We start from the raw sequence: 21,732 nt of genomic DNA, 5'->3' as shown, positions 1-21,732 counted from the left end.
AGCGCTGGCGAATCAGGCGCGCCGCTGCGGCATCTTAACGACCTCGGCCAGGATGTCGCGGATCTGCGCCCGCACCGGCTCTATTCCATTGGACGTATCCACGACGAAATCGGCGCGCGCGCGCTTCTCGGCATCCGGCATCTGCCGCGCCAACAGCGCATCGAGCGCCTCTTCTGTCATCGTACCGCGCGCCAGGATACGCTGGCGCTGGATCTCCGGCGACGTCGAGACCACGACCACGGCATCGACGCGCTTGTCGCCGCCGGTCTCGAACAGCAGCGGCACATCGACGACCGCGACCGGTACACCGGATCGCTCGGCGTCATCCAAGAACCGCTGGTGATAGGACCGCAGCATCGGGTGAACGATGGCTTCGAGACGGCGGATGGCTTCGGGGTCGCCGACCACCTTCGCCGACAATTTCGGCCGGTCGACCTTGCCGTCGACGGTCGTCCCGGGAAACGCGGCTTCGACCGCGGGAGCCGCCTCGCTCTCATAGACCTTATGGACGGTGGCGTCGGCGTCGTAGACGGGAACACCGGCTTCCGCGAACAGCTTCGCCGTCGTCGACTTGCCCATCCCCATCGAGCCGGTCAGCCCGAGCACTCTCATCCCCATTCGCTCCCGTGGCCGTGTCGGCGCCGTCGTCAGAACCTGAGCAGCCTAGCGTCGCGGAAATACGCCAACAACGGCAGCAGCGGCAGGCCGAGAATGGTGAAGTGATCACCGTCGATGCGATCGAACAGATGCACGCCGAGACCTTCGAGCTGATAGGCGCCGACGCTCGACATCACCGCCTGGCCGGCGGTGTCGAGATAGGCGGCGACGTCGCTCTCGCTCAGGGTCCGCATCGTCATCCAGGCGACGGCGACATGGGAGAACAGCACCTCGCCATTGCGCACGACCGCGATCGCCGAATGCAGCGCATGGGTGCGTCCGGCCAGCGCCAGCAGCTGGTGCATCGCCTGCTGCCGGCCGGCGGGCTTGTTGAACATGCGCTCGCCGAGAGCCAGGGTCTGATCAGCGCCGAGGACATAGGAGCCAGGCCTGGTCGCCGCGACGGCGCGAGCCTTGGCGGTCGCCAGGTGGAGCGCAACCTCATAGGGCGCGACCAGCCCGGCCTCGGTCTGAATGGCCCGCTCGTCCACATCCGCCGGCACGGCCTCGCAAGCGAGGCCGGCATTCTCGAGCAACAGGCGCCGCGCGCGACTCTGCGAGGCCAGAACGAGCGGCTCGTCACCACACCATAGGGTCATCGTCGTCAACTCATTCCGGCAGGCGCTGCCGCTGCCGGTCGGTATAGAGTTTCAGGATCGCAGCCGCCGTCTCTTCGATCGAGCGGCGCGTCACGTCGAGCATCACCCAGTTGAACTTTGCGCTGAGCTTGCGCGCGTAGGCGACCTCATCGGTCACCGACTGCTTGTCGACATAGTTCTCATTGCCGGTCTCGGCACCCATGCTGAGCAGCCGATTTTGTCGCACCTGGATCAGACGCTCGGGCGTCGCGTGCAGGCTGACCACCAGCGGCTTCTTCAGCGTCTCCAGCTGGTGCGGAATCGGAATGCCCGGCACCAGCGGCACGTTGGCGGTGCGGACGCCGCGGTTGGCGAGATAGATCGAGGTCGGCGTCTTGGAGGTGCGGCTGACGCCGACCAGGACCACGTCGGCCTCCTCGAGACCGTCGACCATCTGGCCGTCGTCGTGGAGCATCGTGTAGTTGAGCGCATCGATACGCGCGAAATATTCGGCGTTGAGCACGTGCTGCGCGCCGACACGCCCGGCGGTGGATGCGCCGAGATAGGCCTCGAACAGCTGCATCACCGGACCGATGATCGACAGGCTCGGAATATTGATCTGCTGGCACTTGGCTTCGAGCCGGCTGACCAAGTCTTTCTCCAGCAGCGTGAACAGCACGATGCCCGGCGCTTCCTCGATCTCGTCGAGCACGCGGTCGAGCTGCTTCTGGCTGCGCACCAGCGGATAGACATGCTCCACCGGCGTCACATTGGCGTATTGCGCGGCAACCGCTCGCGCGACCGTGATCAGGGTTTCGCCCGTCGAGTCGGAAACCAAATGCAGGTGAAAGTAATTTCCGGTGGTGGGCATCAAATCCTTAACGATCTGTGAATCCCTGTGAAGGATGGGGCCAAAAAGCAGCCGGCGGCCGGCCCCTCTGGATAACCCCGAATCTTCTGCACATGGACGCCGTCCGGGAAAACGCGAGGCGACGAGCCGATGATATCGGGACAGGCTGTATTTGTCTTGGGATAAGCTGTCGAACGTTTTCGGCAAGCATTTGAATCACATTGGACTCACCAAGGCGTCGGGGCTCGAGCCCGGCCTGTTGAAGGATGTGAACAAGCTGCGGGCAGCTCGCGGATGACATTGCATGAGTCCAATCCACCGCTACCTAGACTCAAACCTTAAGATTCTAAAATTATTTGGTTTGGAGGGGACTGAGCGAGCGGATATGTCTCGGCACGCAAGCTGATCACGAGCCGAGAGGGTCACCCGTTTCCGATGTATGAGTGGATCAAGGCCCTGCACGTCATTGCCGTCATCGCCTGGATGGCCGGCATGCTCTATCTGCCTCGGCTGTTCGTCTATCATTGCGACGCCGAGATCGGCTCGAAGCAGTCCGAGACGTTCAAGGTCATGGAGCGGCGGCTGCTCAAGGCCATCATCAATCCGGCGATCACCGTGACATGGTTGGCCGGACTGTATCTGGCCTGGGCGGGTCACTGGTATACCAGCGGTTGGTTCCATGCGAAATTCCTGCTGGTCCTGATCATGTCCGGCGTGCATGGATTGTTCACCCGCTGGGTGCGGGAATTCGGCGCCGACAAGAATACCCGCAGCCAGAAATTCTATCGCTATGTCAATGAGGTACCGACGGTACTGATGATCGGAATCGTGATTCTCGTGATCGTCAAGCCATTCTGATCGGATCTCTCGGAATACCGCTGCGCCCGAGATGCCTTGCGGACAGCGGCGCAATTTTCTATATTAAGAATATCCCACCCCACGCAGGCGGATGTGGTTGCGTCCCGGCTTGACCGGCCGCCGCATCAGGTCTGGTGCCTCATCGGCGCCAACCTTGCTCAGACCTGCGGACCTCATTTCGTCCGCCTTCCCACAGCCACCTCGCATCCCTCCCAAGTCGCTTCCACAGGACCACCCCAATGCGGGAAATCAAACTACAGGACCTCAAGTCAAAGACGCCGGCCGAGCTCGTCTCCTTTGCGGAGGAAAACGGGGTCGAGAACGCCAGCACGATGCGCAAGCAGGAGCTGATGTTCGCCATCCTCAAACAGCTCGCGATCCAGGAAACCGACATCATCGGTGAGGGCGTCGTCGAGGTTCTCTCCGACGGCTTCGGCTTCCTGCGTTCGCCGGATGCCAACTACCTGCCCGGCCCCGACGACATCTATGTCTCGCCCTCGCAAATCCGCCGCTTCGGCCTGCGCACCGGCGACACCATCGAGGGTCACATCCGCAGCCCGAAAGAGGGCGAACGCTATTTCGCGCTGCTGAAGGTCAACACGCTGAACTTCGAGGATCCCGAGAAGTCCAAGCACAAGGTCAATTTCGACAACCTCACGCCGCTGTTTCCGGATGAGCGCTTCCGCCTCGAGCTGGAAGATCCGACCCGCAAGGACCTGTCGCCGCGCGTCATCGACATCGTCGCTCCGATCGGCAAGGGCCAGCGCGCGCTGATCGTGGCGCCGCCGCGCACCGGCAAGACCGTGCTGATGCAGAACATCGCGCACTCGATCACGGCCAATCATCCGGAGTGCTATCTGATCGTGCTGCTGATCGACGAGCGCCCCGAGGAAGTCACCGACATGCAACGCTCGGTGAAGGGCGAGGTCGTGTCGTCGACCTTCGACGAGCCGGCAGCCCGTCACGTCCAGGTCGCGGAGATGGTGATCGAGAAGGCCAAGCGCCTGGTCGAGCACGGCCGCGACGTCGTCATTCTCCTGGACTCGATCACCCGTCTCGGCCGCGCCTACAACACCGTCGTGCCGTCCTCCGGCAAGGTGCTGACCGGCGGTGTCGACGCCAACGCGCTGCAGCGCCCGAAGCGCTTCTTCGGTGCCGCCCGCAACATCGAGGAAGGCGGCTCGCTGACGATCATCGCGACCGCGCTGGTCGATACCGGCAGCCGCATGGACGAGGTCATCTTCGAAGAGTTCAAGGGCACCGGCAACTCCGAGCTCATTCTCGACCGCAAGGTCGCGGACAAGCGGACCTTCCCGGCGATCGACATCGCCCGCTCCGGCACCCGCAAGGAAGAGCTCATCACCGAGCCGCAGAACCTCAAGAAGATGTACGTCCTCCGCCGCATCCTCAATCCGATGGGCACCATGGACGCGATCGACTTCCTGCTCGACAAGCTCCGCAGCACCAAGAGCAATGCCGAGTTCTTCGAGTCGATGAACACCTGATCGGGACCGGACCTCGAGACTTTGGAAAGGGCGCTCCTCGGGGCGCCCTTTCTGTTTCTGGACTCATCTGTTTGTAGACCAAGCGGCCGCCGGCACTGCTCGTCCTGCTCCGGTACCCCCGCTGGCGCTCGGGGGAATGAGAGAGCGAGAATGTCACCAGCGGTGAGGGTCGATCAGCAAAGACATCTACGTCTATGCCGGCGTCCGAAATCATCGCTCTCCGCTCATGCCGCTGAGATCAGTCGCGACGCTGAGGCCGGCGTGCTGGTCCTATCCTTCCGGACACAGCTGCAGAAGTCGCCAGAGATGAGCGGATTGAGGTCGCCCCCGCATCGGCAGTCGGCGTAAAGCATGCCGCGGTAAACCGATTGTCTTTCTGCGCAGCTGAGCCCAACTGAGGATCATGCATCCTCGCGACCAGACCATCTTCGCACTGTCCTCCGGACGCCTGCCCAGCGCGATTGCGATTGTCAGACTGTCCGGCCCGCATGCCGGCGCAGCTCTTCAGACGCTTGCCGGAAAGATCCCGACGGCGCGGATGGCGACGCGAGTCATGCTTCGGGAGGTCCAGGGCGAGCCGATCGATGATGCCGTCGTGCTGTGGTTTCCGGGTCCGGCGAGTGCGACCGGTGAAGATGTCGCCGAGCTGCATGTCCATGGCAGTCGCGCGGTCATCGCGACACTGTTCTCGGTGTTCGCTGTGATGCCGCAGCTGCGCGCTGCAGAACCTGGCGAGTTTACGCGGCGCGCATTCGAGAACGGCAAGATCGACCTGACCGAGGCGGAAGGTCTCGACGACCTCATACATGCCGATACTGATCGCCAGCGCCGCCAGGCGCTGCGGCAGCTGAAGGGTCTGCTCGGTGACAGAGCGCGGAGCTGGCGCGAGCAGATCATCGAGGCCGCGGCGCTGATCGAGGCGGGAATCGACTTCGCCGACGAAGGTGACGTGCCGACCGAGCTGATGGCGCCGGCGCTGTCGCGGATCGAGCAGCTGCTGACGGAGATCGAATCCGTGTTGTCGGCGCAGGGCCGGGCCGAGCGGCTGCGCGACGGTCTGACCGTGGTGATCGCGGGACCACCGAATGCCGGCAAGTCGACTTTGATGAATCAGCTCGCCCAGCGCGAGGTGGCGATCGTCTCGCCGCATGCCGGCACGACGCGGGATCTCATCGAGGTGCAGCTCGACCTCGAGGGATATCCGGTGACGGTGATCGACACGGCTGGAATCCGGGACACGGACGATCCGGTCGAGCGGGAGGGTGTCAGGCGCGCCCGGGATCGTGCCGCCCAGGCCGATCTGGTGCTTTGGCTGGCTGAAGATGATCAGGTGGCCGAGCCCCAGGAGGACGTTCCGGTCTGGCTTGTCCGGAATAAGATCGATCTGCCGACGTTTGAAAGCGTCGGCACGGTCTCGGCTCGGAGTGGAAGTCCGTTGTTTGCGATCTCAGCGCGAAGCGGAGAGGGACTGCCGGCATTGCTCAAGGCGTTGGTCGGCTTTGCTCGCGACTATTTTGGATCGACCGAGAGTGGGCTGATCACGCGAGAGCGGCAGCGTACGTTGCTCAGCGAGACAGCCGCAGCTCTTCGCCGCAGCATCGCCGCCGTCAACCTCGGCGAGGAGCTTGTTGCGGAGGAATTGAGGATCGCGGCGCTCGCGCTCGGACGCCTTTTGGGCCGGGTCGATGTCGAGGATCTGCTCGACGTCATCTTCCGCGAGTTCTGCGTCGGGAAGTAGGCAGCTCGTACGCGGTCGGGAGAGATATACTTAACGAAGCGTTGTTTGGTTAACGGACCGTCAATTGTTTCACGTGAAACAGGGCCGTGGAACCTCAGCTGTTGTTTCACGTGAAACAAAGCAGGGTTGCCGGGGCATGAGGTTGTTTCACGTGAAACACCACGTGGCCCTCGCTCTCCTGTGTTTCACGTGAAACGTCTTCCGGGCGTTGCCGGCAAGCGCTAGATATCCGGTCATGAGCGAGCATCAAACATCCTACGACGTCGTCGTCATCGGCGGCGGCCACGCCGGCTCTGAGGCCGCCGCGGCTTCCGCACGCATGGGCGCCCGCACCGCGCTGGTCACCCACCAGTTTGCGACCATCGGCGCCATGTCCTGCAATCCCGCCATCGGTGGATTGGGCAAGGGCCATCTGGTTCGGGAAGTCGATGCGCTGGATGGTCTGATGGGGCGGGTCGCCGATGCCGGAGGCATTCAGTTTCGCGTTCTCAATCGCCGGAAGGGCCCCGCCGTCCGTGGTCCGCGGGCTCAGGCCGACCGGAAGCTCTACGCCATGGCGATGCAGGAGGCGATCCGGGCGACGGCGAACCTCGTCGTGATCGAAGGCGAAGCGGACGAACTGGTCGTCACCGACGGACGCGTGGTTGGACTTCGTCTGGCGGATGGCCGCGCCTTTGCCTGCGGTGCCGTGGTGATCACCACGGGCACCTTCCTCCGCGGCCTCATCCATCTCGGTGACAAGACCTGGCCGGCCGGTCGTGTCGGCGAGGCGCCGGCGCTGGGTCTGTCGCGGTCGCTCGAGGCGTTTGGCTTTCGTCTCGGCCGTCTGAAAACAGGGACGCCACCACGGCTGGATGGGACCACGATCGATTGGTCTGCGGTGGAGATGCAGCCGGGCGACGATCCGCCGGAGCCGTTCTCCGTGCTGACCGCCAAGATCACGACTCCTCAGATCCAATGCGGCATCACCCGGACCACACCATCGACCCACGATGTCATCCGGGCCAATGTCCATCGCTCGCCGATGTACTCGGGACAGATCAAGTCGACGGGACCACGCTATTGCCCGTCGGTCGAAGACAAGATCGTCCGCTTTGGAGACCGCGACGGCCACCAGATCTTCCTGGAGCCAGAGGGACTCGACGATACGACGGTCTATCCCAACGGCATTTCGACGTCGCTTCCCGAGGAGGTGCAGCTGGCGCTGCTGCCGACCATTCCAGGGCTGGAGCGCGTTCGGATGATCCGGCCAGGCTACGCGATCGAGTACGACCACGTCGATCCGCGTGAGCTGGAGCCGACGTTGCAGACCAAGCGGATGAAGGGATTGTTCCTCGCCGGTCAGATCAATGGCACGACGGGCTATGAAGAGGCGGCAGCCCAGGGCCTCGTGGCCGGTCTCAACGCCGCGCTCGAGGCGGCAGCCGGGGAGCCGATCGTGTTCGATCGCGCTGACGGCTATCTCGGCGTCATGATCGATGACCTCGTGACGCGGGGAGTCAGCGAGCCCTATCGGATGTTCACCTCACGCGCCGAGTATCGTCTGACCCTGCGTGCCGACAACGCCGATCAGCGCCTCACCGACAAGGGCATCGCGCTCGGCTGCGTCGGCAGCGATCGGGCGCGCCTCCATCGCGCCAAGATGGATGCGCTCGAAGCGGCCCGCGCGCATGCGAGGTCGTTGACGATCACGCCGAACGAAGCGGCCAGGCATGGGCTGACTTTGAACCGCGATGGACAGCGACGATCGGCCTTCGAGCTGATGGCCTATCCCGAGGTCGGCTTCGCCCAGGTTCAAGCCGTCTGGCCAGAGCTCGGAACGATCGACCCTGTTATCGCGACCCATCTCGAGATCGACGCCAAATATGATGTCTATGTCCGCCGACAGAGCGAGGATGTGTGCGCCTTTCGCCGCGACGAAGGCTTGGTGCTTGGCGACATCGACTACGCCCTCGTGCCCGGGCTTTCGAACGAGGCGAGGGCGAAGCTGACAGCGGCCAAACCCTGGACGATCGGGCAGGCGGGCCGGATCGACGGTATGACGCCGGCGGCACTGGGAATCCTCGCGGCGTATCTGCGGCGTGAAGCGCGCGGCAAATCCGCGGCTGAGGCACGTTTCACGTGAAACACTCCGGCTCAGCGATGGCCAACAAGGTGCACGAGGCGGACAAGGCCGCGGCGCTCGCGCTGACTCCTGTTTCACGTGAAACGGAGCAGCGCTTGGACCGCTATGTCGCGCTGCTGCTCGAGTGGCAGGCCAAGACCAACCTTGTCGCACCCTCAACCTTGTCGCACCTCTGGACGCGGCACATTTCGGATTCGCTGCAACTGCTCGATCTCGCGCCCGACGCCAAGATCTGGGTCGACCTCGGCAGCGGCGGTGGCTTTCCCGGCGTCGTCCTGGCGTGCGCCCTGGCCGGGCGGCCCGGCGCACAGGTCCATCTCGTCGAGCGCATCGCGAAGAAGGCGGCCTTCCTGCGCGAAGCAATTCGCGTCACCGGCTCCCCAGGAGTGGTGCATTTGTCTGAGATCGGGGATATCGTGGAGAAGTGGAGCGGGCGAGTCGATTGCGTGACCGCACGCGCGCTGGCTCCGCTACATCAACTCATCGGCTTTGCGGAGCCCTTGGTGAAAAAAGGCGCCAAAGCGCTGTTTCTCAAGGGTCAAGATGTAGAAGCGGAATTGACCGAATCTACTAAGTATTGGAAAATTGAGCCGAAACTTCATTCCAGCCGGACGGGCGGGCAGGGCTGGATCGTCGCAATCGATTGCATCGAGCGACAGAGCTGAATTCCGCGAAGACAACCAATGGCGATCGCGCATGGCCGTAATTGATCAGATTTATCAAGAAGATAGAGCCCCTCATCCGGACGGGCATCCGCGCATCCTGGCGCTCGCCAATCAAAAGGGCGGGGTCGGTAAGACCACGACTGCGATCAACCTCGGCACGGCGCTGGCTGCCATCGGCGAGCGTGTGCTGATCGTCGACCTGGATCCTCAGGGCAACGCCTCGACCGGGCTTGGCATCGACCGCGGTAGCCGCAACTGCTCGACCTATGACGTCCTGATCGGCGAGGCCTCGCTGCGCGACGCCGTCGTCGCGACCGCGGTGCCGCGGCTGCACATCGCGTCGTCGACCATGGATTTGTCGGGTCTCGAGCTCGAGCTCGGCACCAGCGCCAACCGCGCCTTCCGTCTGCGCGATGCGATCGCCGGACTCAACAACAACGTCTCGCCGGAGAACGACTACACATACGTGCTGGTCGATTGCCCGCCGTCGCTGAACCTGCTGACCGTCAACGCCATGGCCGCATCGGATGCGATCCTGGTGCCGCTGCAGTGTGAGTTCTTCGCGCTGGAAGGTCTGTCACAGCTGCTGCAGACCGTGGAGCAGGTGCGCTCGACCTTGAACCCGAACCTGTCGATCCACGGCATCGTGCTGACGATGTTCGACTCGCGCAACAACCTGTCCAACCAGGTGGTCGCCGACGTACGCCAGTTCATGGGGTCGAAAGTCTACAACACGATGATCCCGCGCAACGTGCGCATCTCGGAGGCGCCGTCCTACGGCAAGCCGGTGCTGGTCTATGACCTGAAGTGCGTCGGCAGCGAGGCCTATCTCAAGCTCGCGACCGAGGTGATCCAGCGCGAGCGCGACCTGCGCACCAACTGATCAATGCCTTTGCTCCGGGTGGCCCCGCGTCACTCGGGTCTCATTGCAGGATGACGGCGGATCCCGGCTGCGGGATTCGCGATCCCTTTTCATTGCGCCGACGCTGCGGTTCGGCAGCAGACGCAAGCGGAGCGTGACGTGAATCCAAAGGAGAAGGCGATGGCGGACGAGTCGCGATCGCGATTGGGCCGGGGTCTTGCAAGTCTGATTGGTGACGTGAACCGTGAAGCCGGCGCGCCGCCGGAGCGGCCGCGCAATCAGCGCAAGGTGCCGATCGAGTTTCTCAAGCCGAATCCGCGCAATCCGCGCAAGACGTTTTCCGACGGTGAGCTTGCGGAGCTCTCCGCCTCGATCAAGCAGCACGGCGTGATCCAGCCGATCGTGGTGCGTCCGATCAAGGGCCAGCAGGATCGCTTCGAGATCATCGCCGGCGAGCGGCGCTGGCGGGCGTCGCAGGCGGCGGGCCTGCACGAGGTGCCGATCGTTCCAGTCGACGTCAGCGACAGCGACGCGCTCGAGCTCGCAATCATCGAGAACGTGCAGCGCGAGGATCTCAATCCGATGGAGGAGGCGCAGGGCTATCACGCCCTCGCCAACGAGTTCAAACGCAACCAGGAAGACATCGCCAAGATCGTCGGCAAGAGCCGCAGTCACGTCGCCAACATGATGCGGCTGACCAAGCTGCCGGCCGAGGTGCAGGGCTTCATCGCGACGGGGCAGATTTCGGCCGGTCATGCGCGTGCGCTGATCAACCTGCCGGATCCGATGTCGGCGGCGAAGAAGATCATCGCCGAAGGGCTGAACGTGCGGCAGACCGAGGCGCTCGCCCATGAGGAGGGCGTCCCCGAGCGCAAGCCGCAAAAGCCGCGCAGCACTGGCAGCGCTACGCCGGAAAAGAAGGATGCCGACACCCTCGCGCTGGAGAAGCGGGTCGGCGACGCGCTCGGCCTCACCCTCTCGATCAGCCACCGCGATCCTGGCGGCACCGTGCAGATCACCTACCGCAGCCTGGAGCAGCTCGACGAGGTGATGCGCCGGCTGGAGCAGGGTTAGATGTGAGCTCTTTGACGTCGCTCGCGTCGCCGCGACGGCGTCCCAGGACTGCGCCGCTTCCTGTTAGTTTGTTGCTCAGCCCTCACCTTCGTCATGGCCGGGCTTGACCCGGCCATCCATCTTTTGACGCGACCGACGCGAAGAGGATGGATGGCCGGGTCAAGCCCGGCCATGACGAGCTACTGACTGGGAAGAGCTGTTCGGCCGACGCCATCGCATACGACCTTCTGTCCTGATCGCGATTGCCCAACGCGGCTCCCGCTTCCCGCCGTCATTCCGGGGCGCGCGCAGCGCGAACCCGGAATCCATCTCTCGGCGGATGCAGTGGCCCGATGGATTCCGGGCTCGCCCTTCGGGCGCCCCGGAATGACGGCGGAGATTGTAGGGCGATCTCTGGTGTCCACTGGGACTGCCATTGTCGGCGCCGCTTCAGTGAGTCAGCGTCCCGAACCCCGTCATCCCTTGCGCCGCGCGTTCACGGCGATCGACAGCAGCGTCCGCTGCGCGATCGCCGCCGCGAGCCCGGGCTGCTTGCGCATGTCGAGCGCAGCGGTCGCGAGCTGGTCGATGATCGGCAGCAGCCGGGCAGGGGAGAGGTTGCGTAGCGCGGTCTCGGCGCTGGGCTTGCGCGAGAAGTGCAAGCGCGGAAAGCCGCCTTCGAGGATGGATGAGACCGGCGTGCCCGAGGCGACGGCGAGCGCCGATTTGTGCAGCCATGCTGCATGTCGCTGCGCAGCAGAAATGATCACGCCAGGATAGGTGCCGGCGATCATCGCCTTGCCGAACTCGGTCTCGACCACGTCAGGCTTGCCGCCGAAGGCGCCGTCGACGATCGGGTCGAGCTTCATCTCCGAGGCGTCCGCGACCACGGCCATCACATGGTCGAGCGTCACCTCTCCCTCGCCATGCGCGAACAGCGTCAGCTTGCGCACTTCGTTGCGTGACGCCTGCCGGTCGCCGCCGAGCAGGGCCATCAGATAGGCGCGCGCATCTTGCGAGATGCGCAGGCTGGCGATGCGCAATTCGTCGTCGATCAGCTTGGCGAGATCGCGCTCGGTGTCCGGGTAGCAGGCGATCGCGACCGCGGACGCTGCCTTCTCGCAAATCTTGCGCAGCGGCGAATCGGGCCTGACGTCGCCGGCCTCGATCACGATGCGACAGTCGCGCACATTCATCTGGCTGAGCGTCTCGACGCCGCTGGCAAAATTGCGCGATCCGGCACGGACGCGAATGGCGCGGCGGCCGCCGAACAGCGGGACCGTCATGGCTTCGTCGACGAGCCGCGACGGCTCGGCGGCGAGCTCGTCCCCATCGAGCCTGACCACGGAAAACGGATCGTCGGGATGATCGACCGCGGAGGCGATCAGCGCTTCGGCCCGTTCACGGACCAGACCGGCATCCGGGCCATACAGCAGGATCAGCGGACGCGCAGCGTCCGGTCTGGCCAGGAAGGCATCGATGTCTCGTCCGCGCAGCGCGACCACGGCGTTGTCAGCCGTGGATCAGGTGCCCGCGGTGAAATAGGCCGCGAGCCGCGTCTTGATCTTCTCGGCCACCTCCTCGGAGGCGCGATCCTCGGCATCGCGGAACGCGCGCTGACGGGCGAAGCGCTGGTACGAGCCGGGGATGTCGTAGGACGTCCGAGCGAACGTCGTTCCGGTCATCACCGACTTGTTCGTGGCCAGATCGACCAGATTGTACTGCACGTCGAGGCCGACGTTTTCGGTGGTCGGCAGGCCGGTCGTCTGCGAGACGATCAGGGAGGACCGGCTGGTCTGGAACCTCAGCACCAGCTTGTGGGTCGGAGCGGTGCCGGTCGCGGTGCCATAGAGCTTGAACGCAAGCGCGTTGCGGATGTCGACGCCGATGCGCGCCTCCGGCGAGGCGTTCGGCTTGTCGACCGGCGGCAGCTCGATACCCATCAGCTTTTCGCGCAGGCCCGGCGTGCCGTCGGCATGCTCGGCATACATCGGCTGGAAGCAGCCGGCCGTCAGCCCGGCCAATGCGGCCACGGCAACCAGGCGTGCAGCGATCCGAAACCTAGCCGACGACATTCACGATCCTCTTGGGAACAATGATCACCTTGCGGACGGGCTTGCCGTCCAGCGTCAGTTTTACTGCATCGAGGGCCAAAACGGCAGACTCAATTTCCGGATTCTGCGCGTTGCTGGCGACTGTGACTTCTCCGCGCTTCTTGCCGTTGACCTGCACGACCAGGGTCATGCTGTCCTCAACCAGCAAATCTCGTTCGATTTGCGGCCAGGAGGCCTCCGAGATCAGGCCGGAGTGACCCAGCACCTGCCAGCATTCCTCGGCCAGATGCGGCATCATCGGCGAGAACAGCTGCACCAGGATGCCCGCCGCCTCGCGGATCGCGAACGCCAGGTCCGGCGCCGGCTTGGCCGGACGGGCGAGCACGTCGGCCAGCGCATTGGCGAATTCGCGGATATGCGCCAGGCAGACGTTGAAGTGCAGCCGCTCGATGCCGCCGGTCACCTTGTCCAGCGCCCCATGGGCGGCCTTGCGCAGCGCCAGCGCGTCCGGGCTGAACGTGGCGGGACGGGAGGAGGGGGCCTCCGCCGTTGCCGCGACCGATTCGTTGACCAGCCGCCAGAGACGCTGGACGAAGCGCGCCGCGCCCTGCACCCGCTCGTCGCTCCAGATCACGTCGCGATCCGGCGGCGAGTCCGACAGCATGAACCAGCGCGCAACGTCGGCGCCGTAGCTCTCGATGATGTCGTCGGGGTCGACGGTGTTCTTCTTCGACTTCGACATCTTCTCGATCGGGCCGATCGTGATGTCTTCGCCGGTCGCGGTCAGCACCGCGCGGCGGCCATTGCCGCCGATCTCGATCTTGACCTCGGCCGGATTGACGAAGGTGCCGTCGGCCTTCTGGTAGGTCTCGTGCACCACCATGCCCTGCGTGAACATGCCGGCGAACGGCTCGTCCATCGCGACATGCCCGGTCGCCTTCATCGCGCGGGTGAAGAAGCGGCTGTACAGCAGATGCAGGATCGCATGCTCGACGCCGCCGATATACTGGTCGACCGGCATCATCCGGTTGGCGACCTCAGGCGTCGTCGGCGCGCTCTCGTTCCACGGATCGGTGAAGCGCGCGAAGTACCAGGACGAATCCACGAAGGTGTCCATGGTGTCGGTTTCGCGCGTGGCCTTGCCGCCGCATGTCGGACAGGTGACGTGCTTCCAGGTCGGATGATGATCCAGCGCGTTGCCCGGCTTGTCGAAGGTGACGTCATCCGGCAGCACCACGGGCAGGTCCTTGGCCGGCACAGGGACGACATCGCATTTGGCGCAGTGGATCACCGGGATCGGACAGCCCCAATAGCGCTGCCGCGAGATGCCCCAGTCGCGCAGGCGGAAATTGACTTGGCGCTCGCCGACGGCAGCGCCGCCGCGCTGCTCACTCTCCAGCCGCTTGGCGACTTCGTCCTTGGCCTGCGCGATGGTCATGCCGTCGAGGAAGCGCGAATTGATCAGCCGCCCGTCACCGTCGAAGGCGGTGTCGGTGATGACGAAGCTCGCGGGGTCCTGTCCTTCCGGGCAGACCACCGGCGTGTTGCCGAGGCTGTATTTGTTGACGAAGTCGAGGTCGCGTTGGTCATGTGCCGGGCAGCCGAAGATGGCGCCGGTGCCGTACTCCATCAGCACGAAGTTCGCGACATAGACCGGCAAGGTCCAGCTCGGGTCGAACGGATGCACGGCGCGGATGCCGGTGTCGAAGCCCTGCTTCTCGGCGGTGTCGATCGCCTCCTGCGCGGTGCCGATGCGCTTGATCTCGGCGATGAACGCGGCGAGCTCGGGGTTCTTGGCGGCCGCTGCCTGCGCCAGCGGATGGTCCGCCGAGATCGCCATGAACTTGGCGCCGAACAGCGTGTCGGGACGGGTGGTGAAAATCTTCAGCTCGGTCTCGCCGGCCGGCGTCGTCGCCTGATCAAGTGCGAAGCGGATCAGCAGACCCTCGGAGCGGCCGATCCAGTTCCGCTGCATCAGGCGCACCTTATCCGGCCAGCGGTCCAGGCCGTCCAGCGCGTCCAGCAGCTCCTGCGAGTACTTCGTGATCTTGAACACCCACTGGTTCATCTCACGCTGTTCGACCACCGCACCGGAGCGCCAGCCGCGGCCGTCGATGACCTGCTCGTTGGCGAGCACGGTCATGTCGACCGGATCCCAGTTCACCTTGCGCTTCTCGCGCTCCACCAGCCCCGCCTGCATGAAGTCGAGGAACATCTTCTGCTGGTGCTTGTAGTAGGACGGGTCGCAGGTCGCGAACTCGCGGGCCCAGTCGAGCGACAGGCCGATCGAGCGCAGCTGCTTCTTCATCGCCGCGATGTTGTCGTAGGTCCACGCCTTCGGCGCCACCTTGCGCTCGATCGCGGCGTTCTCCGCCGGCAGGCCGAACGCGTCCCAGCCCATCGGATGCAGCACGTTGAAGCCCTTGGCGCGCATGAACCGCGCCAGTACGTCACCGAGCGTATAATTACGGACATGGCCGATATGGATGCGACCCGACGGATAGGGAAACATCTCGAGTACGTAGTATTTCGGACGCGGATCGTCGTTCTTGGTGGCGAAGATCGCCTTGTCGTCCCACTCGCGCTGCCAGCGCGGCTCGGCTTCACGGGCGTTGTAGCGTTCGGATGTCATGGAATCGCTTATAATTTTCGAGGATTCGCGTCAGTTTTTCGACGGCGGACTAGGCCACAAAAGCGGCACCTCGGTCAATGGGGCGGCAGATGATGATACCATTTCGTGCAGCTGCTAAGCGACGGTAATCGCGCGTTTTTTGCGGGCCTCGCCGGGGGTGTCGGAGGTCGGGTTGAGGCGCGGTTAAGACTTGAATGGGAGACTGAGTGCATACATCCAGGCTTCAAGCCCGCATCTGGGATCACTCCTCATCGTGTCCGGCGCTACGTTCGACGAGCTTGACTTCGAGTACGCGACGACTGTCGCGGAAAAGGCCATGAAATCCATGGCTCAACAGCGCGTGCCACCGACGCCTAACAACTTCCATCTGTGGTTCAAATACTCTCTGGGCTCGGCGTCCGACCTCAAGCGCGCGGTCGACATCCTCGTCAGCAACAAGCGCAAGTTCGACAAGACCACCAATCAGGCGCTGTTCGACACCTATATCGGCCAGCAGGGCACGGAAGCGGCCGTCGTCCATAAAGTCTCGCAGCAGTTGCATGGCGTGATGGACTCCGCCAAAAGTTATCTGACCGCCGCGATCGCCGACAACCGCACGCATATGGAGGCGATCGACGGCGTCGCCGAACGCAGCGAGCAGGGCGTCGATCCGAAGATCCTGATCGAGAGCCTCGTCAGCGAGCTCGCCCAGGCGACCGCGCGCGCCGCGAAGCTCGAGGCGAGCTTCGCCGAGAAGTCGCGCGAGCTCGACACCATCAGGGACTCGCTCAACAAATCGGAGCAGCGCGCGCGCACCGATACGCTGACGGGCCTGCCGAACCGGCGCGCGCTCGAAGAATTCTTCCGTCTCGTCCAGATCGAGGCCATGGAGCGCGACGAGCCGCTCAGCATTCTCCTGATCGACGTCGACCACTTCAAGAAGTTCAACGACAATTACGGCCACGGCGTCGGCGACCAGGTGCTGCGTCTGGTGGCCAAGGCACTGCGTGAGCGCGTGCGTGAGAAGGATCTGCCGGCCCGCTACGGCGGCGAGGAGCTGATTGCGGTGCTGCCGCAGACCGACCTCGAAGGCTGCACGGCGATCGCCGAGCGTATCCGCCGCACCATCGCCGATTGCCAGTTCACCCGGCGCTCGACCGGCGAGGTATTGCCGCAGATCACGGTGTCGATCGGCGTCGGCCAGTTCCAGTTCGGCGAGTCGATGGCCGATCTGATCGATCGCTGTGACCGTGCGCTCTACCTGGCCAAGAAGCTCGGCCGCAATCGCGTCGTCACCGAGCTCGAGCTCGACCGCAAGCTGGCGGTCGGCTGATCCTCGCAGGGGCGTCCCGCCGGATCAGCCGGCGCGCGCGACGTCTCTGCTGTCGTCGTCGTCGACATCGCCGAAGCCATGCGCAGCCACCGTGTTGCGGCCACGATGCTTGGCGGCATAGAGCGCGGCATCGGCGGCTTCGATCAGATCGGCGGACGTCAGCGATGCGTGCGCGCGCGTCGAGGCGACTCCGACGCTGACGGTGACGCACCGATGCGCCGAGGTCGCATGCGGCAGCTCCAGGTCCAGCACGGCGGCGCGGACCTGCTCGCCGATCTCGAGCGCCTGCCTCGCATTCATGCCCGGCAGCAGCAGGCAGAATTCCTCGCCGCCATAGCGGCCTGCAAAGGCGGTCGTGGAGCCTGCGATCTGCGACAGCGTCTCGCCGAGGCGTGACAGGCAGGCGTCGCCCTCGGGATGCCCATAGGTGTCGTTGTAGAGCTTGAAATGATCGACATCGATCATCAGCAGCGACAGCTCGCTGCCGTTCTGCTCGGCGCGCGCCCACTCGATGTCGATGCGGTTCTGGAAGCCGCGGCGGTTGGCGAGGCCCGAGAGCATGTCGATCGACGCCATCACCGTCAGCCGGTCGTTGGCCGCGATCAGCTCGCGCTCACGCTGGCCCAGCTTGGCGGCCATCGCATTGAAGGATTTCGCCAGCGGCACGAACTCGGAGGGCAGATGCTTGGTCGCGACCCGCGCCGACCAGTGGCCATGGCCGAAGCGCTTGGCGGTGGCGGCGAGCATGCTGACGGGACGAACGATCAGCTTCTCGGCGGCGATCAGCGCACCCAATAGCACGATCAGGCAGACCAGGCCCGCCTGCAGGTAGGCGTTGCGGATCTCGCGGTCGATCGCAGCGGTCACGCGGGTCTCGTCGATGCTGACGATCAGGCGCGAGCCGGTGTCGGCGATGCGGGTGAAGGTGATAGCGCGCTTGGAGCCGTCAGCGGCGGTGAAGCTCATCGTCTCCGTCGGCTTGCTCGAGCTCATCGCCGTCTCGGCGACGGCCGACAGCAGCGGCACGCTGTCGAGCGGCCGGCCGATCAGCTCGGTCCGGTCGGCCGGCGCCGCCAGCACGGTTCCCTCGCTGTCGATCAGCACCGCCGTGATGCCCGGGCGATTGCCAAGATTGCTCATGATCTTGGACATCCATTCCAGGTTCACGCTGGCGAGCATCACCGCATCCGGCTCACCGGTGATCGCACCGACCGGATAGGCGGCCATCACGATCGGCATGTGCGTCGGCTTCGACAGCAGATAATCGCTGAAGACGAAGTCGCGCGATTCCTGCGCGCCGCGGAAATACGGCCGGTCGCTGAAGTCGAGCCCGACATATTGATTGTTGGTGGAGCACTGAATGCGGCCGTCGCGGCCGGCGATCATCAGGGTGCGGATCCAGGGCAGCGTCGCCGGCAGGCTGGCCCGCATCATGTCGCAGCTGCGGCTGACGCCGGTGGCCGACGCCCGAACGTAGGCGGTCGACTTCAGCACCGTCTCGACCGACATGATGACCTCGCGCTGCATGTCGGCACTCTGCCGCGCGAGAGCAAAGAATTCCTCGGATGCGAGCGCGATCTGCCGGGTCCTGGCGCTTTCCAGCGACCGGGCGCGCTCCAACATCAGCGGCGCCACCAGGATCAGGGCGAGCAACGCCAGGCGTGCGCGGATCCCCATCAGCCGGTTCAGCTTCACTCTATTGCGATTGAAGCGGATGCTTGGCATTTCTTTCCCCTACCCCGGCCGTGAAGGGTAAGGAGAAGGGTTCAAGAACCCTTTCTCGAACTCTGTAAAATTGCACCCAAACCCGTAAATCTACCGATCCACGGACCTCCATCGTGCCCGATGCCTCGAATGCCTCAACCTCGTCTGCCCCTCCCGCCCTCGCCGCCGTCGAGCAGGAGATCCTGCGCGCCTGCCGCGATGCGAAGCGTGAACGCGCCTCGGTGACATTGATTGCCGTCTCCAAGACCTTCGCAGCCGATGCGATCGAGCCGGTGATCGTGGCCGGACAACGGGATTTCGGTGAAAACCGCGTCCAGGAGGCCAAGGGCAAGTGGCCGGCGCTGATGGCGGCGCATCCGGGTCTGGTGCTGCACCTGATCGGACCGCTGCAGTCCAACAAGGCGAAGGAGGCGGTCGCGCTGTTCGACGCGATCCACTCGGTCGACCGCCCGAGCCTGTGCGCGGCGCTCGCCAAGGAGATTGCGGCCCAGGGTCGGCATCCGCAGCTGTTCGTCCAGATCAACACCGGCGAGGAACCGCAGAAGGCGGGCATCGCGCCCGGCGACGCCGACGCCTTCCTTGCGGCCTGCCGCAAGGATTACGGCCTTCAGATTTCAGGCCTGATGTGCATTCCACCGGTCGATGAGGCGCCGGGCCCGCATTTCGCCCTGACGGCCAAGATCGCGGCGCGCAATGGTCTTGCGAATCTCTCGATGGGCATGAGCGCGGACTTCGCCACCGCGATCCAGTTTGGTGCGACCCATGTGCGGGTCGGCTCGGCGATCTTCGGGCATCGCTGAGGCGCTTGCCTCACCTTCCTGCCTCTCATTCGAATTGGACCGACACCCGTCCGAGATCGCCGAAGTCGGCCTCCATCACGTCGCCGCTGTCGATCGGCAGCGGCGGATGGCAGGTGCCGGTGGTGACCACCTGCCCCGCTCGAACCGGGATGCCGAGCTGCCGCAGCTCGTTGACCAACCAGGCCAGAGCCACGCGGGGATCGCCGAGCACGTTGCGGCCATGGCCGATGAAGGTCTCGCCGCGCAGGCTGATTCGCGGGCGCTCCTCGACCAGGTCGCGGCTGCGCCAATCCGCCGTGGTCGGCTCGCCCAGCACGAACAGATGCGCGCAGGCATTGTCGGCGATCAGCTGCGCCTCGCCGGCGCTGACGAAATCGGCGAAGCGCGAATCCGGGATTTCGATTGCGGGGTGCAGCGTGGCGACGGCGGCGAGCACCTCGGCGACATCATAAGGTGTGGGCCGCGGCAGCAGGTCGACACCGAGGCGGAAGGCGAATTCCGGCTCGGCCACGCGCATGGCGTTGCCGGCCATGGAAGCGCGGCCGCCCACCGGCAGCACGGTCTCGGCGAGGATCCGCCCGGCCATCGGGCCGGCGACATTGATATGGCGTTGCCCCGCCTCGCTGGTGGCCGCGATCTTCCAGCCGAACAACGGCTTGTCCGAGTGGTTCTCGAGCGCAGCCTGGATCGCATAGCCTGCGGCGCGGCCATGGGGACGCAGCTCCGGCGGCAGTTCGGCGAGCTTGCTCCCCTGCTGCCAATGCGAGCGCAGGATGGCCGAGGCGCCGGCAGGCTGATCGGTCGCGCGCATGGTGTCCTCCCCGTCTCTTTTTATGCGATGACGATCCTGGTGCGCGGCCCGATCCTTTGCAACAGCCGCAGCATCGCCGGGCGGGTCATCGCCACGCAGCCGGCCGTCGGACCGAAATGCGGCCGCGCCAGATGCAGGAACACGGCACTGCCGCGGCCCGCGATCCGCGGCCGCGTGTTGTGGTCGATCTCGATAATGAAGTCGTAGAGATGGTCCGGGCGAGCCAGCCGGTCGCCGGGCTGGTCGCCGCGCAGCCGGATCGGCTGGTTGTAGTGCCGGTCGGCGGGATCCTCGCACCAGGCGTCCTCGGGGCCGATCAGCCGGACCGGCAGCGAGGTGCGCGGGCGCGGGTGCCGGTCGGCGCGCCACCACAGCCGGCGCGGGTAGAAGGTGCCGCGCGGAGTGCCGCCGTCGCCCTCCCGCTTGTTGGCCAGGATGCCGCCGCGGCCGAGAGCGACCGGGATGACGTGGCCCCAGACCTTGAGCCAGCCGCGCTGTCGGCACCCGGCCTTGGTGCTGATCGCGATCAGCGATGCTGGCATGCCACCAACTCGCGTCGATAAAGATATGAAACAACGTGCCTTTTCATTGCCATGCATTGCCCGGCAATTGCCTTAATGTCGGCGAATGGTCCGCCGCGAGGGTCGACCAGGACATTCATCGCATTCCCTGCCCAATTCTGGAGTAGAGTAGCCGGCGCTTGTGAATCGGTAACAGCCCCCTACTTCAAGACGAAACAGGGCTGATGAGCCTGTTTGCCCACCGTTGACGGCGCCACCTCCCGGATTCCCGCCGGCGCCACCAAGAGGATTGTACCAATGGCCAATGCCCGCAAGATCCTGATCGTGGACGACGACACCGATCTGCGCGACACCCTGATGGAGCAGCTCTCGCTGCATGACGAGTTCGAGGCCCAGGCGGTGGACACCGGCGCCAAAGGCGCCAGCGCGGCAAAGGCCAATTCCCCCGATCTGGTGCTGATGGATGTCGGCCTGCCCGATACCGATGGCCGCGAGGTGGTGCGGTCGCTGCGCAAGGGCGGCTTCAAGGCGCCGATCATCATGCTGACCGGACATGACACCGATTCGGACACGATCCTCGGCCTCGAATCCGGCGCCAACGACTACGTCGCCAAGCCCTTCCGCTTCGCCGTCCTGTTGGCGCGCATCCGCGCCCAGCTGCGCCAGCACGAGGCGAGCGAGGACGCGGTGTTCTCGGTCGGCCCCTACAGTTTCCGGCCGGGCTCGAAGATGCTGACCGGCGCCAATGCCCGCAAGGTCCGCCTCACCGAGAAGGAGACGGCGATCCTGCGTTTCCTCTACCGCGCCGGCCAGCAGCCGGTGTCGCGCGAGACCCTGCTCCAGGAGGTCTGGGGCTACAATTCCGGCGTCACCACCCATACGCTGGAGACCCACATTTACCGTCTGCGGCAGAAAATCGAGAAAGATGCCGCGAATCCAGAGATTCTGGTGACGGAGGCCGGTGGCTACAAGCTGGTGCCGTGATA

19 protein-coding genes are annotated in these 21,732 nt (G+C 64.7%); 10 read left to right on the top strand and 9 right to left on the bottom strand.

Annotated elements, in window-relative coordinates; all coding sequences use genetic code 11:
- Positions 1-12 precede the first annotated feature (12 nt).
- The 3 genes from coaE to QXZ94_RS26215 are packed head-to-tail and all read right to left on the bottom strand — an operon-like array spanning position 13 to position 2,106.
- Positions 13-612 carry a dephospho-CoA kinase gene (gene coaE / locus QXZ94_RS26225; RefSeq protein WP_315723274.1) on the bottom strand — a complete coding sequence of 200 codons (600 nt, stop codon included), beginning with the start codon at positions 610-612 and terminating at the stop codon, positions 13-15.
- A 35-nt stretch (positions 613-647) separates the two neighbouring features.
- Positions 648-1,256, bottom strand: a complete 609-nt coding sequence (locus tag QXZ94_RS26220; RefSeq protein WP_315723272.1) for a Maf family protein — start codon at positions 1,254-1,256, stop codon at positions 648-650.
- Positions 1,257-1,266: 10 nt separating this feature from the next.
- Positions 1,267-2,106, bottom strand: a complete 840-nt coding sequence (locus tag QXZ94_RS26215) for a pyruvate, water dikinase regulatory protein (RefSeq protein WP_172113658.1) — start codon at positions 2,104-2,106, stop codon at positions 1,267-1,269.
- 414 nt (positions 2,107-2,520) lie between these two features.
- Between QXZ94_RS26215 and hemJ the strand changes: the two genes are divergently transcribed.
- The 7 genes from hemJ (at position 2,521) to QXZ94_RS26180 (ending at position 10,912) form a co-directional block, all read left to right on the top strand.
- Positions 2,521-2,943 carry a protoporphyrinogen oxidase HemJ gene (gene hemJ, locus QXZ94_RS26210; protein ID WP_315723269.1) on the top strand — a complete coding sequence of 141 codons (423 nt, stop codon included), beginning with the start codon at positions 2,521-2,523 and terminating at the stop codon, positions 2,941-2,943.
- Between the two features lie 239 nt (positions 2,944-3,182).
- Positions 3,183-4,448 (top strand): transcription termination factor Rho, encoded by a 1,266-nt coding sequence (rho, locus tag QXZ94_RS26205; RefSeq protein ID WP_008965552.1) that lies wholly within the window; start codon positions 3,183-3,185, stop codon positions 4,446-4,448.
- Between the two features lie 403 nt (positions 4,449-4,851).
- Positions 4,852-6,186, top strand: a complete 1,335-nt coding sequence (mnmE, locus tag QXZ94_RS26200; RefSeq protein WP_315723267.1) for a tRNA uridine-5-carboxymethylaminomethyl(34) synthesis GTPase MnmE — start codon at positions 4,852-4,854, stop codon at positions 6,184-6,186.
- Positions 6,187-6,421: 235 nt separating this feature from the next.
- Entirely contained in the window at positions 6,422-8,311 is a 1,890-nt protein-coding gene (mnmG, locus tag QXZ94_RS26195; protein ID WP_315723265.1) for a tRNA uridine-5-carboxymethylaminomethyl(34) synthesis enzyme MnmG, read from the top strand.
- Positions 8,308-8,976 carry a 16S rRNA (guanine(527)-N(7))-methyltransferase RsmG gene (gene rsmG / locus QXZ94_RS26190; protein ID WP_409998769.1) on the top strand — a complete coding sequence of 223 codons (669 nt, stop codon included), beginning with the start codon at positions 8,308-8,310 and terminating at the stop codon, positions 8,974-8,976. The genes mnmG and rsmG overlap by 4 nt, the downstream gene beginning before the upstream one ends.
- Positions 8,977-9,007: 31 nt before the next feature.
- Positions 9,008-9,859: a ParA family protein gene (locus QXZ94_RS26185; RefSeq protein WP_172113653.1), complete on the top strand. Its 852-nt coding sequence runs from the start codon at positions 9,008-9,010 to the stop codon at positions 9,857-9,859.
- A 159-nt stretch (positions 9,860-10,018) separates the two neighbouring features.
- The gene (locus QXZ94_RS26180) at positions 10,019-10,912 is read left to right on the top strand and encodes a ParB/RepB/Spo0J family partition protein (RefSeq protein ID WP_315723259.1); all 894 of its coding nucleotides are present in this window, start codon (positions 10,019-10,021) and stop codon (positions 10,910-10,912) included.
- 455 nt (positions 10,913-11,367) lie between these two features.
- Here the strand turns inward: QXZ94_RS26180 and holA are convergent, their stop codons facing one another.
- From holA to leuS, 3 genes are read right to left on the bottom strand one after another with little or no spacing between them, the layout of a single operon-like run.
- Positions 11,368-12,396: a DNA polymerase III subunit delta gene (gene holA / locus QXZ94_RS26175; protein ID WP_315723257.1), complete on the bottom strand. Its 1,029-nt coding sequence runs from the start codon at positions 12,394-12,396 to the stop codon at positions 11,368-11,370.
- 18 nt (positions 12,397-12,414) lie between these two features.
- The gene (gene lptE, locus QXZ94_RS26170) at positions 12,415-12,966 is read right to left on the bottom strand and encodes an LPS assembly lipoprotein LptE (protein WP_172113650.1); all 552 of its coding nucleotides are present in this window, start codon (positions 12,964-12,966) and stop codon (positions 12,415-12,417) included.
- A complete protein-coding gene (leuS, locus tag QXZ94_RS26165) occupies positions 12,953-15,577 on the bottom strand; it encodes a leucine--tRNA ligase (RefSeq protein ID WP_315723254.1) in 2,625 nt (874 codons plus the stop codon). Before leuS ends, lptE begins: the two co-directional genes overlap by 14 nt.
- A 325-nt stretch (positions 15,578-15,902) precedes the next feature.
- Here leuS and QXZ94_RS26160 point away from each other — a divergent pair, with 325 nt between their 5' ends.
- Entirely contained in the window at positions 15,903-16,889 is a 987-nt protein-coding gene (locus QXZ94_RS26160) for a GGDEF domain-containing protein (RefSeq protein ID WP_315726533.1), read from the top strand.
- A gap of 24 nt (positions 16,890-16,913) precedes the next feature.
- Here the strand turns inward: QXZ94_RS26160 and QXZ94_RS26155 are convergent, their stop codons facing one another.
- The gene (locus QXZ94_RS26155) at positions 16,914-18,614 is read right to left on the bottom strand and encodes a diguanylate cyclase domain-containing protein (RefSeq protein ID WP_315723252.1); all 1,701 of its coding nucleotides are present in this window, start codon (positions 18,612-18,614) and stop codon (positions 16,914-16,916) included.
- A 113-nt stretch (positions 18,615-18,727) separates the two neighbouring features.
- Between QXZ94_RS26155 and QXZ94_RS26150 the strand changes: the two genes are divergently transcribed.
- Positions 18,728-19,414 (top strand): YggS family pyridoxal phosphate-dependent enzyme, encoded by a 687-nt coding sequence (locus tag QXZ94_RS26150; RefSeq protein ID WP_315723250.1) that lies wholly within the window; start codon positions 18,728-18,730, stop codon positions 19,412-19,414.
- A 25-nt stretch (positions 19,415-19,439) separates the two neighbouring features.
- Here the strand turns inward: QXZ94_RS26150 and QXZ94_RS26145 are convergent, their stop codons facing one another.
- Both QXZ94_RS26145 and QXZ94_RS26140 read right to left on the bottom strand, forming a co-directional pair.
- Positions 19,440-20,225, bottom strand: a complete 786-nt coding sequence (locus QXZ94_RS26145; protein ID WP_315723248.1) for a hydratase — start codon at positions 20,223-20,225, stop codon at positions 19,440-19,442.
- Positions 20,226-20,245: 20 nt separating this feature from the next.
- Positions 20,246-20,767: a L,D-transpeptidase gene (locus QXZ94_RS26140; protein WP_315723246.1), complete on the bottom strand. Its 522-nt coding sequence runs from the start codon at positions 20,765-20,767 to the stop codon at positions 20,246-20,248.
- A gap of 276 nt (positions 20,768-21,043) precedes the next feature.
- On the opposite strand from QXZ94_RS26140, the gene QXZ94_RS26135 reads away from it, so the two are divergent.
- Positions 21,044-21,730: a response regulator transcription factor gene (locus QXZ94_RS26135; RefSeq protein ID WP_006612692.1), complete on the top strand. Its 687-nt coding sequence runs from the start codon at positions 21,044-21,046 to the stop codon at positions 21,728-21,730.
- Positions 21,731-21,732: the final 2 nt, after the last annotated feature.

Origin of the sequence: Bradyrhizobium sp. SZCCHNS2022 (genome assembly GCF_032377575.1) — a bacterium.
Lineage (GTDB): Bacteria > Pseudomonadota > Alphaproteobacteria > Rhizobiales > Xanthobacteraceae > Bradyrhizobium > Bradyrhizobium aeschynomenes.
The sequence above is the reverse complement of the archived record's forward strand: the minus strand, read 5'-3'. Positions and strand labels throughout refer to the sequence as shown.